16 protein-coding genes are annotated in these 16596 nt (G+C 62.1%); 7 read left to right on the top strand and 9 right to left on the bottom strand.

Going from position 1 to position 16596, the window contains the following annotated elements; all coding sequences use genetic code 11:
• Nucleotides 1-3: 3 nt before the first annotated feature.
• Together HTY61_RS03485 and HTY61_RS03480 are read right to left on the bottom strand one after the other, a co-directional pair.
• Nucleotides 4-1206, bottom strand: a complete 1203-nt coding sequence (locus tag HTY61_RS03485; RefSeq protein ID WP_175275496.1) for an amino acid ABC transporter substrate-binding protein — start codon at nt 1204-1206, stop codon at nt 4-6.
• Between the two features lie 42 nt (nt 1207-1248).
• A complete protein-coding gene (locus HTY61_RS03480) occupies nt 1249-2700 on the bottom strand; it encodes an aldehyde dehydrogenase (protein ID WP_175275495.1) in 1452 nt (483 codons plus the stop codon).
• 414 nt (nt 2701-3114) lie between these two features.
• Here HTY61_RS03480 and HTY61_RS03475 point away from each other — a divergent pair, with 414 nt between their 5' ends.
• The gene (locus HTY61_RS03475) at nt 3115-3792 is read left to right on the top strand and encodes an AraC family transcriptional regulator (protein WP_246273001.1); all 678 of its coding nucleotides are present in this window, start codon (nt 3115-3117) and stop codon (nt 3790-3792) included.
• A 336-nt stretch (nt 3793-4128) separates the two neighbouring features.
• Here the strand turns inward: HTY61_RS03475 and pcaF are convergent, their stop codons facing one another.
• The 3 genes from pcaF to HTY61_RS19585 all read right to left on the bottom strand — a co-directional run bounded on the left by pcaF (nt 4129) and on the right by HTY61_RS19585 (nt 6792).
• Nucleotides 4129-5331 (bottom strand): 3-oxoadipyl-CoA thiolase, encoded by a 1203-nt coding sequence (gene pcaF / locus HTY61_RS03470; protein ID WP_175275493.1) that lies wholly within the window; start codon nt 5329-5331, stop codon nt 4129-4131.
• Nucleotides 5332-5368: 37 nt separating this feature from the next.
• The gene (gene pcaD / locus HTY61_RS03465; protein ID WP_175275492.1) at nt 5369-6178 is read right to left on the bottom strand and encodes a 3-oxoadipate enol-lactonase; all 810 of its coding nucleotides are present in this window, start codon (nt 6176-6178) and stop codon (nt 5369-5371) included.
• 134 nt (nt 6179-6312) lie between these two features.
• A complete protein-coding gene (locus tag HTY61_RS19585) occupies nt 6313-6792 on the bottom strand; it encodes an ArsR/SmtB family transcription factor (protein WP_281367569.1) in 480 nt (159 codons plus the stop codon).
• Between HTY61_RS19585 and HTY61_RS03455 the strand changes: the two genes are divergently transcribed.
• From HTY61_RS03455 to HTY61_RS03430, 6 genes are all read left to right on the top strand, one after another.
• Complete coding sequence (locus HTY61_RS03455; RefSeq protein ID WP_175275491.1) at nt 6786-7214, top strand: YeeE/YedE family protein; 429 nt, start codon at nt 6786-6788, stop codon at nt 7212-7214. The two genes, HTY61_RS19585 and HTY61_RS03455, sit on opposite strands and share 7 nt — an antisense overlap.
• A 3-nt stretch (nt 7215-7217) precedes the next feature.
• Nucleotides 7218-7652, top strand: coding sequence for a DUF6691 family protein (locus HTY61_RS03450; RefSeq protein ID WP_175275490.1), 435 nt, complete (start codon nt 7218-7220; stop codon nt 7650-7652).
• 30 nt (nt 7653-7682) lie between these two features.
• Nucleotides 7683-8567, top strand: a complete 885-nt coding sequence (locus HTY61_RS03445; RefSeq protein ID WP_175275489.1) for an MBL fold metallo-hydrolase — start codon at nt 7683-7685, stop codon at nt 8565-8567.
• A gap of 13 nt (nt 8568-8580) precedes the next feature.
• A complete protein-coding gene (locus tag HTY61_RS03440; protein WP_175275488.1) occupies nt 8581-8997 on the top strand; it encodes a protein tyrosine phosphatase family protein in 417 nt (138 codons plus the stop codon).
• Between the two features lie 8 nt (nt 8998-9005).
• Nucleotides 9006-10757, top strand: a complete 1752-nt coding sequence (locus HTY61_RS03435) for a SulP family inorganic anion transporter (RefSeq protein ID WP_175275487.1) — start codon at nt 9006-9008, stop codon at nt 10755-10757.
• Nucleotides 10758-10923: 166 nt separating this feature from the next.
• Nucleotides 10924-12024: a YeeE/YedE family protein gene (locus tag HTY61_RS03430; protein WP_175275486.1), complete on the top strand. Its 1101-nt coding sequence runs from the start codon at nt 10924-10926 to the stop codon at nt 12022-12024.
• A 49-nt stretch (nt 12025-12073) separates the two neighbouring features.
• On the opposite strand, the gene HTY61_RS03425 is transcribed toward HTY61_RS03430, so the two are convergent.
• From HTY61_RS03425 to soxC, 4 genes are read right to left on the bottom strand one after another with little or no spacing between them, the layout of a single operon-like run.
• Nucleotides 12074-13345: an NAD(P)/FAD-dependent oxidoreductase gene (locus HTY61_RS03425; RefSeq protein ID WP_175275485.1), complete on the bottom strand. Its 1272-nt coding sequence runs from the start codon at nt 13343-13345 to the stop codon at nt 12074-12076.
• A 39-nt stretch (nt 13346-13384) separates the two neighbouring features.
• On the bottom strand, nt 13385-14140 hold the full coding sequence (locus HTY61_RS03420; protein ID WP_246272908.1) for a c-type cytochrome: 756 nt from the start codon (nt 14138-14140) through the stop codon (nt 13385-13387).
• Between the two features lie 41 nt (nt 14141-14181).
• Nucleotides 14182-15288 (bottom strand): c-type cytochrome, encoded by a 1107-nt coding sequence (locus tag HTY61_RS03415; protein ID WP_175275484.1) that lies wholly within the window; start codon nt 15286-15288, stop codon nt 14182-14184.
• Nucleotides 15272-16576 (bottom strand): sulfite dehydrogenase, encoded by a 1305-nt coding sequence (gene soxC, locus HTY61_RS03410; RefSeq protein ID WP_175275483.1) that lies wholly within the window; start codon nt 16574-16576, stop codon nt 15272-15274. The genes HTY61_RS03415 and soxC overlap by 17 nt, the downstream gene beginning before the upstream one ends.
• Nucleotides 16577-16596 lie beyond the last annotated feature (20 nt).

Here is a 16596-nt window from a genome sequence, read left to right as displayed (position 1 = left end):
ATCTCAGTTCCAGCCCGACTTCAGGATCGGCTCGGCCTCGCCGCCGACACCTGTCGACGCGATGCCGCGGAACACGCCATCCTGCCACTGCCCAACCGTCCAGTATTTTGTGATGATGTTATCCTCGAAGGTCCACTCGCCCATTATGGTATCGAAGGTGCCGTTCTTGATCGCATCGATCACGGCAGCTTTGTCGAGAGTGCCGGCATCCGTAATGGCCTGCTCGAGGACCTGGAGACTGGCGTACTGCACCGGGCTTGCCCAGTAGTCCGGCGCTTCGCCTGTCACTTCTTTCTGCCGGGACGCAAAATCCTGATAGAGTTCGCTGTCGGCATTCACCCCGCCAACCCCCATGATCCCGTTTGCGGCATCGCCATTGGCAGCAGGGAATGCCGGAAAGGCCGTTGCCACGCCCACATAGAACGCCTTGACCGGAAGATCGGCTATGGCTGCCTGCTTGGTCAGACCGAATGTGTCACCCGGATAGGAGAAGGCGACAAAGGTGTCCGGAGCAGCGTTCTTCGCACCCGAGATGATCGGCGCAAAATCCTGCTGCTGAAGCGGATAGGAAGTCTCGTAGACGATGTCGAATCCCGCCGCCTCCAGCGCCGGCTTGCCAGCATTGACGAGTTCGATGCCGAAGGAGTCGGCCACGTTGACCAGGGCCACCTTCTCGTTGATCTGCCCAGCATTGCGCATCTCGACCAGAACATCCACGAGAGAAGTCGCCATGGCCGTTGACGTACCGAGCGTCCAGAAGGAGTTTGGCCAGCGTTTGGCAAATTCCTCGATGCCATCGGCAACCGCTGTGACGGCGATGTGCGGATAGCCATATTTCGCGATCAGGGGCGCAGTGGCCAGATTGATGCCGGTTCCGTAAGGAGGAACAATGAAGTCCACCTTGTCGACGGTCGCAAGGCGCTGGATGTTCTTTATCGCCTCCTCGTTGGAGGTACGGTCATCGTACTCAACCAACTCGACCTTCATCTTTTCGCCGCCGACATCGATGCCGCCACGTTCGTTTACATCATGAACCCAGAGCTTGATCGCGGGCCAGTAGGTCACCGCTGCGCCACCGGCGAGCGGTCCGGTTTTCGGAGCGCTCGCGCCGATCCTGATCACGCCGTCGGCAAGCACGGGGCCAGCAGCCAGCGTACTTGCCAAAAGCGTCGCCGCGATAGTCTTGAAAAGCGTTCTGCGTTCCATTGATATCCTCCCTTTTGAACGAAGGTCTGCAAGGTCCGATCCCTAGAGCGGGTATCGGTTTTCGCCTTCTTGGATGGTGATCCAGCGAAGCTCGGTAAACTCGTCTATGCCGGCCTTGCCGCCGAAGCGGCCATAGCCGGACGCCTTCACGCCTCCGAACGGCATCTGCGGCTCGTCATGGATGGTCGCCGAGTTGATGTGACAAATGCCGCTTTCCAAGCGCCGCGCAATGGCCAGCGCCCGCCCCACATCGCGACTGAACACCGCTGCCGCGAGTCCATACTCCGTATCGTTGGCAACGGAGACGGCTTCGTCGTCGCCGCGGACGCGGATAATCGAGGCCACCGGGCCGAAACTTTCCTCATGATAGATGCGCATTGCGGGCGAGACATTGTCGAGGATTGCAGGATCCACGAACACGCCTTCCTGGCGGGCACCGGTCACGAGGTCGGCGCCTTTCATTTCGGCGTCATCGATCAGCCCCTTAACGCGTTGCGCGGCCTGCTCCGTGATCATTGCACCCAGCACGCAGTTCGGATCACGCGGGTCGCTCGCCCGGATCTTTTCTGCGCGTACCCGGAATCTTTCGACGAATTCGTCGGCGATACTTTCATCGATGACCACGCGTTCCGTTGCCATGCAGATCTGGCCCTGATTGAAGAATGCGCCGAACACCGCCGCGTCGACGGCGGCTCCGACATCGGCGTCGTCAAGAACGACCAGCGGCGCCTTTCCGCCAAGTTCCAGCAGGCAGCGCTTCAGGTACCTGGCAGCCTTTTCCGCGATCATCCGCCCCACACGCGTCGATCCGGTGAAATTCACTCGCCGAACCGCCTTGTGCGCGATCAATGTCTCCACGATTTCCGGCGCCATCTCCGGCGCGGAATGAATGACATTGATGCATCCCTTGGGCAGTCCCGCCGCATTCAGCACCTCCCCGAGAAGGCTGTGAGTGCGCGGACAAAGCTCCGACCCTTTCATTACAACCGTGTTGCCAAGAGCCAACGGCATGGCGACGCTGCGCGCGGACAGGATGACCGGCGCGTTCCAGGGAGCCATCGAAAAGACAACCCCACAGGGCTGGCGTATTGCCATCGCGAATGAACCGGGCTTGTCCGCCGGAACCACCTCTCCCGTGGCCTGGCTTGCCATTGCACCGGCCTCGCGAAGGATGCTGGCCGCCAGGCGGCAATTGAACTCTCCCCAAGCAGCAGTACTGCCGGTTTCCGCAATCATCGCGGCGACGAAGTCTTCCGACCGCTCAATGACGAGATCGGCGGCTTTGTTGAGTACGGCACGCCGTTCGCTCGGAGATGTCTCGGACCATGCGGGAAACGCGCGAGCAGCGGAATTCGCGGCGCGATTGGCATCATCGACAGTCGCCGCGCTGGCACGCGTAGAAACCGCCCGCGAAACGGGGTCGATCCGCTCGAAAGTCTGGCCGCCGGTGGCGGGAACCAGATCGCTGTCTATAAGGAGCGCCGCTTCAAGCATTCCTCCTCCCTGACCTGCCTTTCCTGGCCGCTCAGAACTTCATCTGTTCGAAGCGGGAGAAAGCCAAAATTCCTCCGGGCGGAAGGATAGCGTAACGGGCTCGAAAGAAAATGCGAAATACTGGTCGAATATTGCAGAAAAGTGGGCTAGATTGCCACCACCCCCGGAAACAGGCTGCGGTCGGTGATGATGCACAACCTGCCTCAATTCACACCTCTCCCCATCTACCTGAACCGCGTTGAAGGCGGTTTGCAACGCCGCATTGAAACGTTGAACCGCGGGCTGGGTCCCGATGCACGCATTCTGTTTCTCCTCTCCGACGGCGATGCGAGCATTGAGGGACGCGACGGCAGAGTTGCACTTTCCGGGCCGACAATTGCGTGGCGCCGGAGTGCCGGTGATTTCCGATTGATCATGGAGGCGGGTTCCTCGGCCCATATCGCAGAGATCGCCGAGGAAACATTGTCTCGCGCGATCGGCGACTTCTTCGAATCGGCCGCGATGCACACCCTGTTCGAAAGCGACTGGACACGATCGCTGGCAGAGGATGCGGCCTCGCACAAGACGATCTGCACGGGTCTGAACAGCATAGGCAGCGAGTTGACCGCACCGCAGGCGGCCACCGGCATGATGATTGCAGCGCATTTGCGGATCGTCCTGGTCACGATCCTGCGTGCCTCCGGCGTCGACGAAGTTGCGATGGCGACCCATGGAAACAATGCGCACTACCTGCAGCGATTCCGCCAGTTGCTCGAGGCCGGCTTCAGGGCACACCATCCGGTCGGTTACTACGCGCGCGAACTCGGCATCACGCACGACCGACTGCACGCCATATGCATGCGCGAACTCGGCAAAACGCCCAAGTCACTGATCGCGGAGCGCCTCGCCCGCGAGGCGGCACTCGGCCTCGAACGCTCGACCCTTTCCGTCAAGCAACTGAGCTATTCGCTCGGATTCAAGGATCCCGCCCATTTCTCAAATTTCTTCCGCCGGATGACCGGCCTTACACCCGGCCGTTTCCGGCGCCTGACGGTGTCTTCCAATCCTGAACCGGAAGAATTCTCACCTCCGAATTTCGCCGATTGGCCATGACATCCGGCAGCGCCGTTGCGACGTTCGGGCATCCAACCTGCACGCAGCGCATCATATTGTCTCGCATGCGGAGATTCCGACGAGCGTTGCCGAACCGCCTTTCCGCGCCGACCACGTCGGCAGAATCCTGCGGCCGGAATCGGTCAGGGAAGCACGCAGTAAGGCAACTAGATCACCTTTGACGACCAGCAGCGCCAGCTCGAACTGGTCGTCAAGAAGGCGGAGGAAATATGGGATGGCACCACTGCGTGAACCCGTCCCGCGCCGATGTGATTTCCGAAATGGACATGCACCGATCGCATCGGTCGGTGCATTTTTCGTTGGCGTCCGGTTCCGTCACACAGCCTCGAGCGCGACAGCGATGCCCTGACCAACGCCAATGCACATGGTCGCAAGCGCGCGTTTGGCGCCACGCTCACGCATTTCCAGCGCGGCCGTGCCGGTGATACGCGCCCCCGACATGCCCAGCGGATGACCGAGCGCGATCGCCCCGCCATTCGGATTAACATGCCCGGCATCCTCGGCAATTCCGAGCTCGCGCAGCACGGCAATCGACTGGCTGGCAAAAGCCTCGTTCAGCTCGATCACGTCGAAGTCCCGAGGCGTCAACCCGAGGCGGGCGCACAGCTTCTTCGTCGCGGGCGCCGGCCCGATGCCCATGATGCGTGGCGGGACGCCCGCGGTCGCGCCACCAACGATGCGTGCGATCGGCGTGAGGCCGTTCTTGCGCGCGGCCGCCTCCGACGCGACGATCAGCGCCGCCGCGCCGTCATTGACGCCCGAGGCATTGCCCGCGGTCACGCTGCCATTCTCGCGGAACGGCGTGCGCAGTTTTCCCAATGCCTCCAGAGTGGTTTCGCGCGGATGTTCATCGGTATCGACGACGACCGGTTCGCCCTTGCGCTGCGGAATCGTCACCTCGACGATTTCCTTCGCCAACCGGCCATTCCCCTGCGCAGCCTTGGCCCTCGTCTGCGAGCGCAGTGCGAATTCATCCTGTTCCTGGCGCGACACATGGAAATCCTCGGCCACGTTCTCGCCGGTCTCCGGCATGGAATCTACGCCGTACTGTTCCTTCAGCAGCGGATTGACAAAACGCCAGCCAATGGTCGTGTCATGGATTTCGGCATGGCGGGAAAAGGCGGTATCGGCCTTCGGCATGACGAAGGGCGCTCGGCTCATGCTTTCCACGCCGCCGGCGATCGCCATGTCAATCTCGCCTGCCCTGATGGCCCGCGCGGCCATGATCACCGCATCCATGCCGGAGCCGCACAGCCGGTTGATCGTGGTGCCGGGAACACTGACCGGCAGGCCGGCCAGCAGCAGGCTCATGCGCGCGACGTTGCGGTTGTCCTCGCCGGCCTGATTGGCGCATCCGTAATAGACCTCGTCAACCGCCTCCCAGTCGACATCCTTGTTGCGCTCCGTCAGCGCACGGATCGGGATAGCCCCGAGATCGTCTGCGCGCACCCCGGAAAGTACGCCGCCAAAGCGGCCGATCGGCGTGCGAATGTAGTCACAGATGAAAGCATCGGCCATGTCTCGGAATCCCCCCGGTTCGAAATGCTGGTGACGTCTATCCTTCGCGTCCGCCGGTGTCGAGATCGGAAATGAAGGCCCGGATAACGGCTGACAGCGTTTCCGGCTGCTCGACGCAGGGCATATGCCCTGCCCCGCTGATGACCTCGTAACGGGCGCCCGGAATGCGCTTGGCCGTATCGAGCACGACATCGGGCGGCGTCGAACCGTCCTGTTCACCGACGACACAAAGCGCCGGAACGCCGATCTGACCGGCCTCGTGCGTGTAGTCGCAGTCGCGCAAGGCTGCGCACGTTCCGGCGTAACCTTCCACCGGAGTACGCGTCAGCATGTTGCGGTAGCCGGCAAATTCCGGGTTGCCGGGCCTGCGGAAATCGGCCGTGAACCATCGCTCGAGTATGCTGTCCGCAATTGCTGCGATGCCGCCGCCATTCACGGCCTCTATACGGCTGTTCCAGCCATGGGCATCGCCGATTTTCGAGGCCGTATCGCACAGGATGAGCGCCCGGACCAGATCGCGACGCCGCGTGTAAAGCCCCTGGGCAACCATGCCGCCTACCGACAGGCCGCATATGATCGCCTGTTTCAGTTCGAGATGGTCCAGCAGCGCCTCCAGATCGGAGACGTGATCGTCCATCGAATATGGTGCTTCGCCAATATCCGACAGACCATGTCCGCGCATGTCGTAGGTGACAATGGCGTAATCGCCTGCCAGCCTCACGATCACGTCACGCCAGATACGAAAATCGGTCCCGAGCGCATTGGAGAACACAATCACGGGCTTGCCGGCGGGTGCACCGATCGTCTGGTAGTGAATCGTTACGCCGTTGAGCAGGGCAAATTGCACGTTACAGTCCTCCGTGCCGATGCAGTTGCATGGGGTTCCGGTATCCCCACATGGCCCGCCCCATTAGCATTCCCGACGCTGCAGGCAAATGGGCACGCCAACGCGCTCGCCGGTCATGCCCCCGCTGCCATTTCTCAGGTGCAGTATATGCCGTTCAAGGTACGGAGCACCGATTCCACCTCGCCACCCTGCAGCGAGTAGTAGATGGTTTGCGCATCGCGGCGCGTCTTCACGAGATTCGCGTCGCGCAACTTTTTCAGGTGATGCGAAATGGCGGGCTGTGTGAGCCCGGTCGCATCCACCAGGCTGCAAACGCTGCGCTCGCCTTCCATCAGAAGGCACAGAATTCGCAACCGTTGGTGATGCGCCATCATCTCCAGCAGCCGGGACGCGTCGAGTATCTTTTCCTCGAACGCCGCCATGTCCATCTTTTTATATTCAATCTCTTGCATATTCATGGTTACAAATATATGTGTCATGTCATCTGAAGGCAAGTGAAACGGGAAAATCGCTGCGATCGGGTTCTGCCGTAATTCAGTTGCCGGCTTCGATCCGGTCGCCTTGGCGCAGCATTCAGAAGGGTAATCGGGCAATTGGGAGGAAACGAATGACAACGGAGTTCACGCCGCTTGCCGCAGCGCTTGGCGGTCTGTTGATCGGACTGGCATCGGTTCTCCTGATGGCGCTGCACGGCCGCATTGCGGGCATGACAGGCATCGTCGGGGGCATCGTTCCGCCGTTGGCGCCTGACTGGCCCTGGCGCGCCTCCTTTCTCGCGGGATCGGTACTCGCGCCGTTTCTCATGCTGGCAGGAGGCATCGACATCCCCTTCGACGTACCGGTTTCCACTACGGCCCTGATCGTGGGCGGCGTGATCGTGGGCTTCGGCGCGACGGTCGGCTCCGGCTGCACCAGCGGCCATGGGGTCTGCGGCATCGCACGCCTGTCTCCCCGATCGATAGTCGCGACCCTCATCTTCATGGCGTCGACCTTCGCCACCGTCTACGTGGTGCGCCATGTTCTAGGGGGGATTTGAGCCATGCGTATCGTTCTTGCGCTCCTGATCGGCATGGTTTTCGGCCTTGGCATCGCGATCGCCGGCATGGCCAATCCGGCCAAGGTACTCAATTTCTTCGATGTTGCCGGCAGCTGGGATCCGAGCCTTCTCGTCGTGATGATATCCGCCCTCGTGACGACGGCAATCGGATACCGGCTGGTTTTCGGCAGACTGGAACAGCCGGTTCTCGACAAGACCTTCAACCTCCCCGTAAGCCGCGCGATCGATGCCAGGCTCATCGGCGGCTCGGCCCTGTTCGGGATCGGTTGGGGTGTAACCGGCTTTTGCCCTGGTGGCGCGATCCCTGCCCTCGGACTGGGATACACGGAAACATTCCTGTTCGTGGGTGCGATGATGCTCGGTATAGTAGCGGCCCGCGCCCTTCAGACATCCATATTGAAAGTGCAGAGCGTTTAGACCCAGACTGCACGGAAGATGGAGGCATCGATGTCGAACTACCCTGTGAAAATGGACGTGAAGCCGGACGTGAAGGCCTTCTTCGACCCGGCAACGAACACCATCAGCTATGTTGTCAAGGATCCGGAAAGCGCCGCCTGCGCCGTGATCGATTCCGTCATGGACATCGACTATGCAGCCGGCCGGATCACCTACGACCACGCCGACGAAATCATCAACTACATTTCGGCGAATGACCTGAAGCTGGAGTGGATCATCGAGACCCATGTACACGCCGATCACCTGTCCGCTGCGCCCTACATACAGCAGAAGCTGGGGGGCAAGGTCGGCATCGGCGAGAAGATCATGGTCGTACAAGACACTTTCGGAAAGATCTTCAACGAAGGCACGGAATTCCAGCGCGACGGGTCACAGTTCGACGCCCTGTTCAAGGACGGCGACACCTACATGGTCGGGAACCTGCAGGCCTTCGCCATGTACACGCCCGGCCACACCCCGGCCTGCATGACCCATGTCTTCGGCGACGCGGCGTTCGTGGGCGACACCCTCTTCATGCCCGACGGAGGCTCGGCGCGCGCCGACTTCCCGGGCGGCGACGCGGGCACACTCTACGACTCGATCCAGAAGGTCCTTGCCTTGCCGGACGACATGCGGCTGTTCATGTGCCACGACTACGGCCCCAATGGCCGGGACATACAGTGGGAGACGACCGTCGCCGAGGAAAAGGCACACAACATCCATGTCGGCGGCGGCAGGACGAAGGAGGAGTTCGTCCGCATGCGCAAAGAGCGCGATGCCACGCTCGCCATGCCGAAGCTGATCATCCCCTCCCTTCAGGTCAACATGCGCGCCGGCGAGATCCCGAAGGACAAGGACGGGCGCCCCATGCTCAAAGTCCCGGTCAACGGCCTCTAACAGCGAGTGGATGATGGATATCAGGTGGCTGGACGAAAAGGTTGCGGTCTGTGCGCAGATCGCGCCCCATCACATGGAGGAACTTGCGCGGGCGGGTTTCCGGACGGTTGTCTGCAACCGTCCGGACGGCGAAGACCCCGGACAGCCGACATTCGATGAAATTGCCGCGGCTGCCCGCGCCGCGGGCCTGACCGTCACGTTCCAGCCGATTACGTCCGCGAACATGAACATGGACAGCGCCCGCGCGTTCGCGGACGCGGTCGGCGGAAGCGACGGGCCTGTCTTCGCCTACTGCCGGACGGGTACGCGCTGCACAATGCTGTGGACGATGGCAGGCATTCTCGCCGGCAAGCCGAAAGACGAGCTTCGTGATGCCGCCGCCCGCGCCGGCTATGACATGGCAAGTCTGCTCGACCGCCTTCCCGGCTGAAGCAATCGATGAAGCTCGGCTCTCCTGCGATCCTGTCACGCTACCTGCCGATCCTCGAATGGGGAAAAGGCTACGACCGCGCCATGTTCGCGAACGACATGCTCGCGGCAGTGATCGTGACGATCATGCTGATCCCGCAGTCGCTTGCCTATGCGTTGCTTGCCGGCCTCCCGGCGGAAATGGGAATCTACGCATCGATCCTGCCGATCATCCTCTACGCGATCTTCGGAACCAGTCGGGCGCTCGCCGTCGGCCCGGTAGCCGTCGTCTCCCTTATGACGGCAGCCGCCGTCGGCAACATCGCGCAACAAGGCACCCCGGAATACATTGCCGCCGCAATCACCCTTTCGTTTCTCTCGGGCGCCTTCCTTGTCGCGATCGGACTCCTGAGACTGGGCTTCCTGGCGAATTTCCTGTCACACCCCGTGATCGCGGGATTCATCACCGCTTCCGGCATCATCATCGCGGCGAGCCAGCTCAAGCACATCCTCGGCGTCGACGCGTCCGGACACAACCTTTTCGAACTGCTCGTCTCGCTCTTCGGGCATCTGGGCGAGATCAACTGGATGACGTTCGCCATCGGTGCGACCGCCACGGCAGCATTGTTCTGGGTTCGCAAGGGCCTCAAGCCGCTTCTCGTATCGAAGGGCATGCGGCCGCGCACCGCGGACATTGCCGCCAAATCCGGCCCCGTTATCGTGGTCGCCTTGACGACCTTCGTCGCCTGGGCGTTCTCGCTGGCCGATCACGGCGTGAAAACCGTCGGTGCCGTGCCGCAGGGTCTGCCACCGCTGACGATACCATCGTTCTCCCCGGACCTGTGGGCCAGCCTTGCCGGTTCCGCAATCCTGATCTCGATCATCGGATTCGTCGAATCGGTCTCGGTGGCGCAGACGCTTGCCGCCAAGAAACGACAACGCATCGATCCCGACCAGGAACTCATTGGCCTCGGCATGGCCAATCTCGGCGGCGCCTTCACGGGCGGCTATCCGGTGACCGGCGGTTTCGCACGCTCGGTGGTGAATTTCGACGCGGGCGCGGAAACCCCCGCCGCGGGCGCGTTCACCGCCCTCGGACTGTTGATGGCCTCGCTCTTCCTGACCCCGCTTCTCTACCATCTTCCGCAGGCCACCCTCGCCGCAACGATCATCGTGGCCGTCCTCTCCCTCGTGGACTTCTCGATTCTCAAGAAGACCTGGATCTATTCGCGCCCCGACTTCGCCGCCGTCACAGTGACAATCCTGGCAACGCTCTTCCTCGGCGTGGAGATCGGCGTGACGATGGGCGTCGCCCTTTCGATCCTGATCCACCTCTACCGCTCGTCGAAACCGCACATGGCGATCGTCGGCCAGGTGCCGGGAACCGAGCACTATCGAAACGTGCTGCGCCATGACGTCATCACCCACGAGGAAATCCTCACATTGCGGGTCGACGAGAGCCTCTATTTCGCAAACGCGCGATTTCTCGAGGACAAGATCTACGACATGGTCGCGCAGCGGCCGAAGCTGAAACACGTCATCCTCATGTGCCCGGCGGTCAACGCGATCGACATGAGCGCGCTGGAATCGCTGGAAGCGATCAACGAGCGGCTTCGGCAGCTCGGCGTGAAGTTTCACCTGAGCGAGATAAAGGGCCCGGTCATGGACCGGCTGCGCCGTTCCGACTTCTTCGGTCACCTGACCGGCAAGGTCTTTCTCAGCCAGCACCAGGCCGTAAGCACGCTGGTCGAGGAAGCCAAGGTCCAATCCGTCACCGGATAGCCGGTTTTCCGGTCGTCCGGTCCGGATCGAGCTCCGAAGGTATAGGATTCCCCGATTGGCCGCGAAAGGCGGATCGTTTTCCCGTGGAAGACTGTCGAAAGAACTCTGCTGCCGCGCGTTCACGGCGGTTGTCGGTTATGAACGGTTGAATCGACAGGAGCGTCCCATGGACTTCGTACCCCTCATCGACGCCATCGGCGAACCCGCGACATTTGCCGTCATCGGCCTGGCACTTGGGCTTGCCTTCGGAGTGCTTGCCGAGCGTACCGGTTTCTGCACCCGTTCCGCAGCGCTGGAATTGTCGAACGGCAAGCCGGGACGCATGTTGCCGCTGTGGCTGGTCGCATTCGCCGCCGCCATCCTCGCAACGCAGGCGCTTGTCGCGGCCGGGGCGGTCGACCTTTCCGACACACGTTTCTTCGGCACGGCCCAAAGCCTGTCAGGCGCCGTGATCGGGGGCACGCTGTTCGGCGGCGGCATGGTCCTGACGCGCGGCTGCGCCAGCCGCCTTCTCGTGCTCGGATCGTCGGGAAACCTGCGCGCCGTGTTCTCGATTGCCGTGATCGCCGTTGTCGCCTGGGCCACCTACCAGGGACCGCTCGTGCCAATACGCAACTCGGTCGCCGGGCTGCTGATGACCTCGTCCATCGGAACCAACGATCTCGCGGCAGTCACGGGCACCGGAGCATATACCGGGCTCGGCGCCGGGCTCCTGCTCGCTATCCTCGCCGGCACGGTGGCGGTTCTGCGCGGGCTCCCTGTGCTTCAAGCAATCGCGGGGATCGCAATTGGCGGCCTTATCGCCGCGGGCTGGTACCTGACCTATCATTTCTCGCTCCAGGTCTTCGAGCCCGTCCAGGCCGACAGCCTGTCCTTCATGCGCCCGCTGGCCAACACGTTGAACTTCGCCGCCTCCGGCGGCGACGAGTCCTTCCTTTCCATGGATGTCGGCCTGTTTGCCGGCACCGTGCTCGGCGCCCTCGCAGCGTCCATTCTCTCGGGCTCGTTCCGCATCCGCACCTTCGCCGAGCCGGGCACACCGCACTGGCTGCGCTATGCGGCAGGCAGCGTCCTGATGGGTTTTGGCGGCATTCTCGCGGTCGGCTGCACCATTGGAGCCGGCTTCACCGGCGGCGCGGTAATGGCGATCTCGTCGCTTTTCGCGCTCGCTTCGATGATCCTGTCCGCCATGATCACCGACCGCTTGGTGGACAGAAACAGGCGCTCGCGGCCACAACGCTCAGCAACCGCCATGGCGGCGCGATGAACCCGGCGGTCGCGTTCTGCGCGACCGCCGCCATCGGCATTCGAAGTCGTCAGCCGAACATGTCCGCGGTTATGCCCGCATACCAGCCGATCGATTCCTCGTAGGTTGCCTTTCGGGTCGCGGCATCCTCGCCGGTCTGGCTGATGAAGGAGGATATCGAGGCGATCTTTCCTTCCTGCGGCGCATATTGCGCGCCGACCTTCACCCCGTCATCCGTCTCGATCAGGCTCCAGCAGGTGTTGGAATACCGGGCCGGAAAGACCTTCGCATCGATCAGGTCGCCGCGAATGTTCATTGCCGCGACCTTTGCCTGGCTGTTCGCCGAGAATCCCGATTTCGGCATTGCTCCGGCAATGCAAGCATCACCGATGACGAAGATGTTTTCATCGACGGTCGATCGCATGGAAGCCGCATCTATCGGACAGAAGCCGGTCTCGTTCGTCAAACCCGCCTCGGCGGCGATCATGCCGGCCTTCTGTGCCGGGATGACGTTGAGCAGGTCACCCCGAAAAGTATCGATCCCGGTCTCCACGGTTCCCGAGGCCACATCGACGCTCTCGATGCCGCCATGAACGTCGGGCCCGTACCATTCGATCATGCCGGGGTAGTGCTTCTCCCAGCCTTCCTGGAAAAGCCCCTGCTTGGAGAACTTGTCCTTCGGATCGATGATGATGATCTTCGCGTCCACGCCCTTGGCCTTGAGCACATGCGCCATCATGGAAACGCGCTCGTACGGACCCGGCGGACAACGATAGGGATTCGGGGGCGCGACCATCACGATCTGCTGGCCGTCGCCGATCGCATCGAGCTTTTCCTTCAGGATTTGCGTCTGCCGGCCCGCCTTCCATGCATGCGGCGCGATCTCGGCAGCCTCCTCGGAATATCCGGGCACCGAATCCCAGATCAGGTCGATACCCGGAGAAACCACGAGCCTATCGTATGGAATGGTCGCGCCATCGGCCATCGTCACCGTCCTCGCGTCGCGGTCGACGGAAACCGCCATGCCGGTAACCTTCGTGATCCCGTAGTCGGATTGCAGCTTGTCATAGGAATGGGTGATCGAGGCGAAATCCCGGAATCCGCCAAGATACAGATTGGAAAAGAAACACGTGGTGAACTGATCGGAGTCGTCGATCAGCGTCACGTCGATCGCCCCCTCGGAGTCCTTGGCAAGGTACCGCGCCGCTGTCGCGCCACCGGCACCGCCGCCTATCACGACCACCTTCGGATTGCCCTGTGCACGGAGATAGGCCGGCATGGCAAGCGTTGCCGCGCCTGCCCCGACGACTAGGCCGAAACGGCGCCTTGTAAACTGGGTCATGTGAAACCTCCCGTTCTGGTTAGCCCGGTCAACCGGGCGCTATTGCGGCTCCAATCCGGAGAAATATGCGGCCAGAGCCGCGATTTCCTCGTTCGCCAGTTTGGAGACGCGCAACTTCATGACTTCGTTGCGGCGCACGTTCGTCTTGTATTCGAACAGCGCCTTGACGAAGTATTCCCTCGGCAAACCGACAATGGACGGTATGCCGTCGGCATGACCCGTTTCCTGGTGGCAGGTCACGCACTCGCCTGCCAGATACTCGCCATAGTCCGGGTCCCCCTCCATCGCCAGAACGATGTCGGCGAAGCTTCGCGCTTCACGCGCCTCTCTCCCGTTGTCGGCGTCATCGACCAGCGAACCCGGAACGCTCTCCGATACGGTGGCCAGCCAGGCGATCAGGACAGCCCGTTGTTCGGGATCCTCCATGCCGCGGAACGACATGCGGTTGCCGCTGATGAATTCGCGCGGCTTTGCCAGGTAGCCGTCAAGTGTCTCCGCATCCCAGACGAGGCCGTTCTCACCTGCCTCGCGCATGGCCTTCGAGTAGCGGAACCCGTCCATGGAGCCGGCCACCCGACCGATGATCCCGTCCAGATGCGGGCCGATCTTGTGCCGGGCACCCTCCCCGACCTCGTGGCAGTTCCTGCACAGTGAAAAAAGACGCTCGCCGGCAGGATCCACCTGATCCTGGGCGAGCGCCGGGAGGAAAGGAATCGGGAAGACCGCAAGGCAAAAGCCGAGCACACCGCTCGTCAATCGACGGAAGAAGGTGCGTTTTCCTGTCTCCATGCGCATCGGCTCACTCCCAAGCCGACGACGAGAATTTTCGGCCAGTCCTAGTCGATTCCGCCGCCTACGCTCTCATCATCGTCTCCACCTTCCGGCGTGACGTCAAGCACGCGGGCCCGCATGGTGATTTCGACGGGACCCGGTTTGCAATCGGTCATGCAGGCTTCCTTCTTGTCCGCGTAATGCGGTTCCTTCAGCCGGTCGTCCGGTATGAAGTTGTCCTCGTTGGGAAGACGGACCTCGGCGAAATTCTCGTTCGACAGCTCGAAGTTCTCGTCGTCGACGATATCGTTGAGATACAGCAGATATGCCGTGATCGCATAGACATCGTCATCGGACAGCGAACGCGCGTTGCCGAACGGCATTGCCCTGCGAACATAGTCATAGACGGTCGACAGATACGGCCAGTAGGAACCGATCGTCTTCTCCGGCCGCTCGTCGGTCAGCGTATCGTGACCACCCGCCAGAACCGGCCAGCGCCCGACCGCCTCGCCGAAGTCGCCATGGCAGACAGCACAGTTGTCGGTATAGAGCACCTCCCCGTCCGCGACCGTTCCGCGACCGACGGGCAGGCCCGTGCCATCCGGACGGACATCGATGTCCCAGGCAGCGATCTCGTCATCCGTGGCCACGCGTCCCAGTCCGAAGACGCCGTCATGATCGGGCAGCGGAGCGTCGGCTGCGAGCGCCGGGGCGTCGGCCTTCGCGACCTCGACAGCCTTTTCCTCGCCCGTCGGCGCCTCCGCCGTCTCGACGGACGCGGCCATATCCTTGTCGAAGGTCTTCAGATACTCGAGGACATTGGCGACGTCGCCTGACGTGCGCAGCCCCGCGAAGGCCATCCTGGTTCCCTTTATCAGGTCACGCGGCTTTATCAGGAACTGGGTCAGCGTGCGCTCGTCCCAGACGATACCGCCCTCGCCGGCAGCGACCATGGCGGCCGAGTACTTGAACCCGTCAACCGTCCCGGCCTTCCGGCCGAACAGGTCGTTGAGGTGAGGCCCGACCCGGCTCTTGGCGCCCTCGCCCACCGAGTGGCATGCCGCGCATTTGCGAAAGACCTTTTCGCCCTGTGCCGGATCCTGGGCGGCAGCCTGGGTTGCAAGCGTTGCGACGGCGACGGTCAGCAGCGAGGCCTTAAGATACTTCAACATTCTCAACCACTCCGTCGGCTTGGACATACCAGGTCTGGATGCCGTTGTTGTGATAGATCGAGTTCTCGCCGCGTGCTGCGCGAAGTTCGTTCTTGGTCGGCTGGATGTAACCGCGCTCATCTATCGCGCGCGACTGGAGCAGCAGCTCCGACCCGTCCCAGTTGAAATCGTAGTAGAAGCGGTGAAGCGCCTTGGGCAGGCTGGGGCCGTCGATACGCGCCTCGTGCCAGTTGCGCCCGCCATCAAGCGACACGTCGACGCGCTTGATGGTGCCGTATCCGGACCATGCAAGGCCGGAGATCACCGTCTGGCCGCGGCCGTGGGTGATAGGCGCCTGGGGGCTCGGGCTGGTGATGACGGACTTGACGTCCATCACCCAGGTATGCCGGCGTGCCTTTCCGTTCGCGAGGAGATCCGTGTACTTCGACGTTTCCTCGCGCTGCGCCCAAGGCTGGTCCCCTACCTCAAGGCGGCGCAGCCACTTCACCCACATGTTGCCTTCCCAGCCCGGCACGACGAGGCGGACCGGATAGCCCTGTTCAGGGCGCAATGCCTCTCCGTTCATCTTGAACGCGACGAGGCAGTCATCGAGGGCCTTTTCCATCGGGATGGAGCGCGTCATCGCCGACGCGTCCGCCCCCTCGGCCAGCACCCACTTGCCGCTGGTCTTGACCCCGGCCTCGGCCAGCAAGTGCTTCAGCGGCACGCCGGTATAGACGACACAATGGACCATGCCGTGCGTGAACTGGCAGCCATTGAGCTGGGAACCGCGCCACTCCATGCCGGAATTCGCTGCGCATTCGAGGAAGTAGACCCGGTTTTCGCGCGGGAACCGCATCAGGTCCTGCATGGTGAACACGAGCGGCGTATCCACCAGCCCGTTGATCATCAGGCGATGATCCGCAGGATCGATGATCGCGGTGCCGCCGTGGTGCCGCTCGAAGCACAGGCCGTTCGGGGTGATGATGCCATCGAGTTCATGCAGCGGCGTGAAGTTGACGGACGAAACCGGGTCGGCAGTCAGCCACGGGACATCGCGACGCACGACATGCGCCTCGTATTCCGACGGCATTCCGTAGGGCGTTTCATCGACGCCCGCGCCAAGATAGCGGTTCCAGTCCTGCACTTCGGTAATGAGCGGATCGCCTTCGGCGCGCGCCATGGCCGCCGTCGCCAGCGTCGCCCCGCCGGCGATGCCCGCCTGCAGGAAACGACGGCGCGAAGTCACCGCCCCTTCCCGGTTGTCCTTGGGTTTGTTGCTCACACGTTCCTCCCGGATCGTATACATATATTCAGTTTTTTCTATAT

It is taken from the genome of Oricola thermophila (genome assembly GCF_013358405.1).
In the GTDB taxonomy this organism is placed as follows: Bacteria; Pseudomonadota; Alphaproteobacteria; order Rhizobiales; family Rhizobiaceae; genus Oricola; species Oricola thermophila.
Note: the sequence above shows the minus strand (reverse complement) of the source record. Positions and strands in the feature narration are given on the sequence as shown.

Coding starts and splice junctions, on each gene's coding strand:
- HTY61_RS03485 (WP_175275496.1), bottom strand. CDS start 1,206: ATGGAACGCAGAACGCTTTTCAAGACTATCGCGGCGACGCTTTTGGCA.
- HTY61_RS03480 (WP_175275495.1), bottom strand. CDS start 2,700: ATGCTTGAAGCGGCGCTCCTTATAGACAGCGATCTGGTTCCCGCCACC.
- HTY61_RS03475 (WP_246273001.1), top strand. CDS start 3,115: ATGGAGGCGGGTTCCTCGGCCCATATCGCAGAGATCGCCGAGGAAACA.
- pcaF (WP_175275493.1), bottom strand. CDS start 5,331: ATGGCCGATGCTTTCATCTGTGACTACATTCGCACGCCGATCGGCCGC.
- HTY61_RS03455 (WP_175275491.1), top strand. CDS start 6,786: ATGACAACGGAGTTCACGCCGCTTGCCGCAGCGCTTGGCGGTCTGTTG.
- HTY61_RS03450 (WP_175275490.1), top strand. CDS start 7,218: ATGCGTATCGTTCTTGCGCTCCTGATCGGCATGGTTTTCGGCCTTGGC.
- HTY61_RS03445 (WP_175275489.1), top strand. CDS start 7,683: ATGTCGAACTACCCTGTGAAAATGGACGTGAAGCCGGACGTGAAGGCC.
- HTY61_RS03440 (WP_175275488.1), top strand. CDS start 8,581: ATGGATATCAGGTGGCTGGACGAAAAGGTTGCGGTCTGTGCGCAGATC.
- HTY61_RS03435 (WP_175275487.1), top strand. CDS start 9,006: ATGAAGCTCGGCTCTCCTGCGATCCTGTCACGCTACCTGCCGATCCTC.
- HTY61_RS03430 (WP_175275486.1), top strand. CDS start 10,924: ATGGACTTCGTACCCCTCATCGACGCCATCGGCGAACCCGCGACATTT.
- HTY61_RS03425 (WP_175275485.1), bottom strand. CDS start 13,345: ATGACCCAGTTTACAAGGCGCCGTTTCGGCCTAGTCGTCGGGGCAGGC.
- HTY61_RS03420 (WP_246272908.1), bottom strand. CDS start 14,140: ATGCGCATGGAGACAGGAAAACGCACCTTCTTCCGTCGATTGACGAGC.
- HTY61_RS03415 (WP_175275484.1), bottom strand. CDS start 15,288: ATGTTGAAGTATCTTAAGGCCTCGCTGCTGACCGTCGCCGTCGCAACG.
- soxC (WP_175275483.1), bottom strand. CDS start 16,576: ATGTATACGATCCGGGAGGAACGTGTGAGCAACAAACCCAAGGACAAC.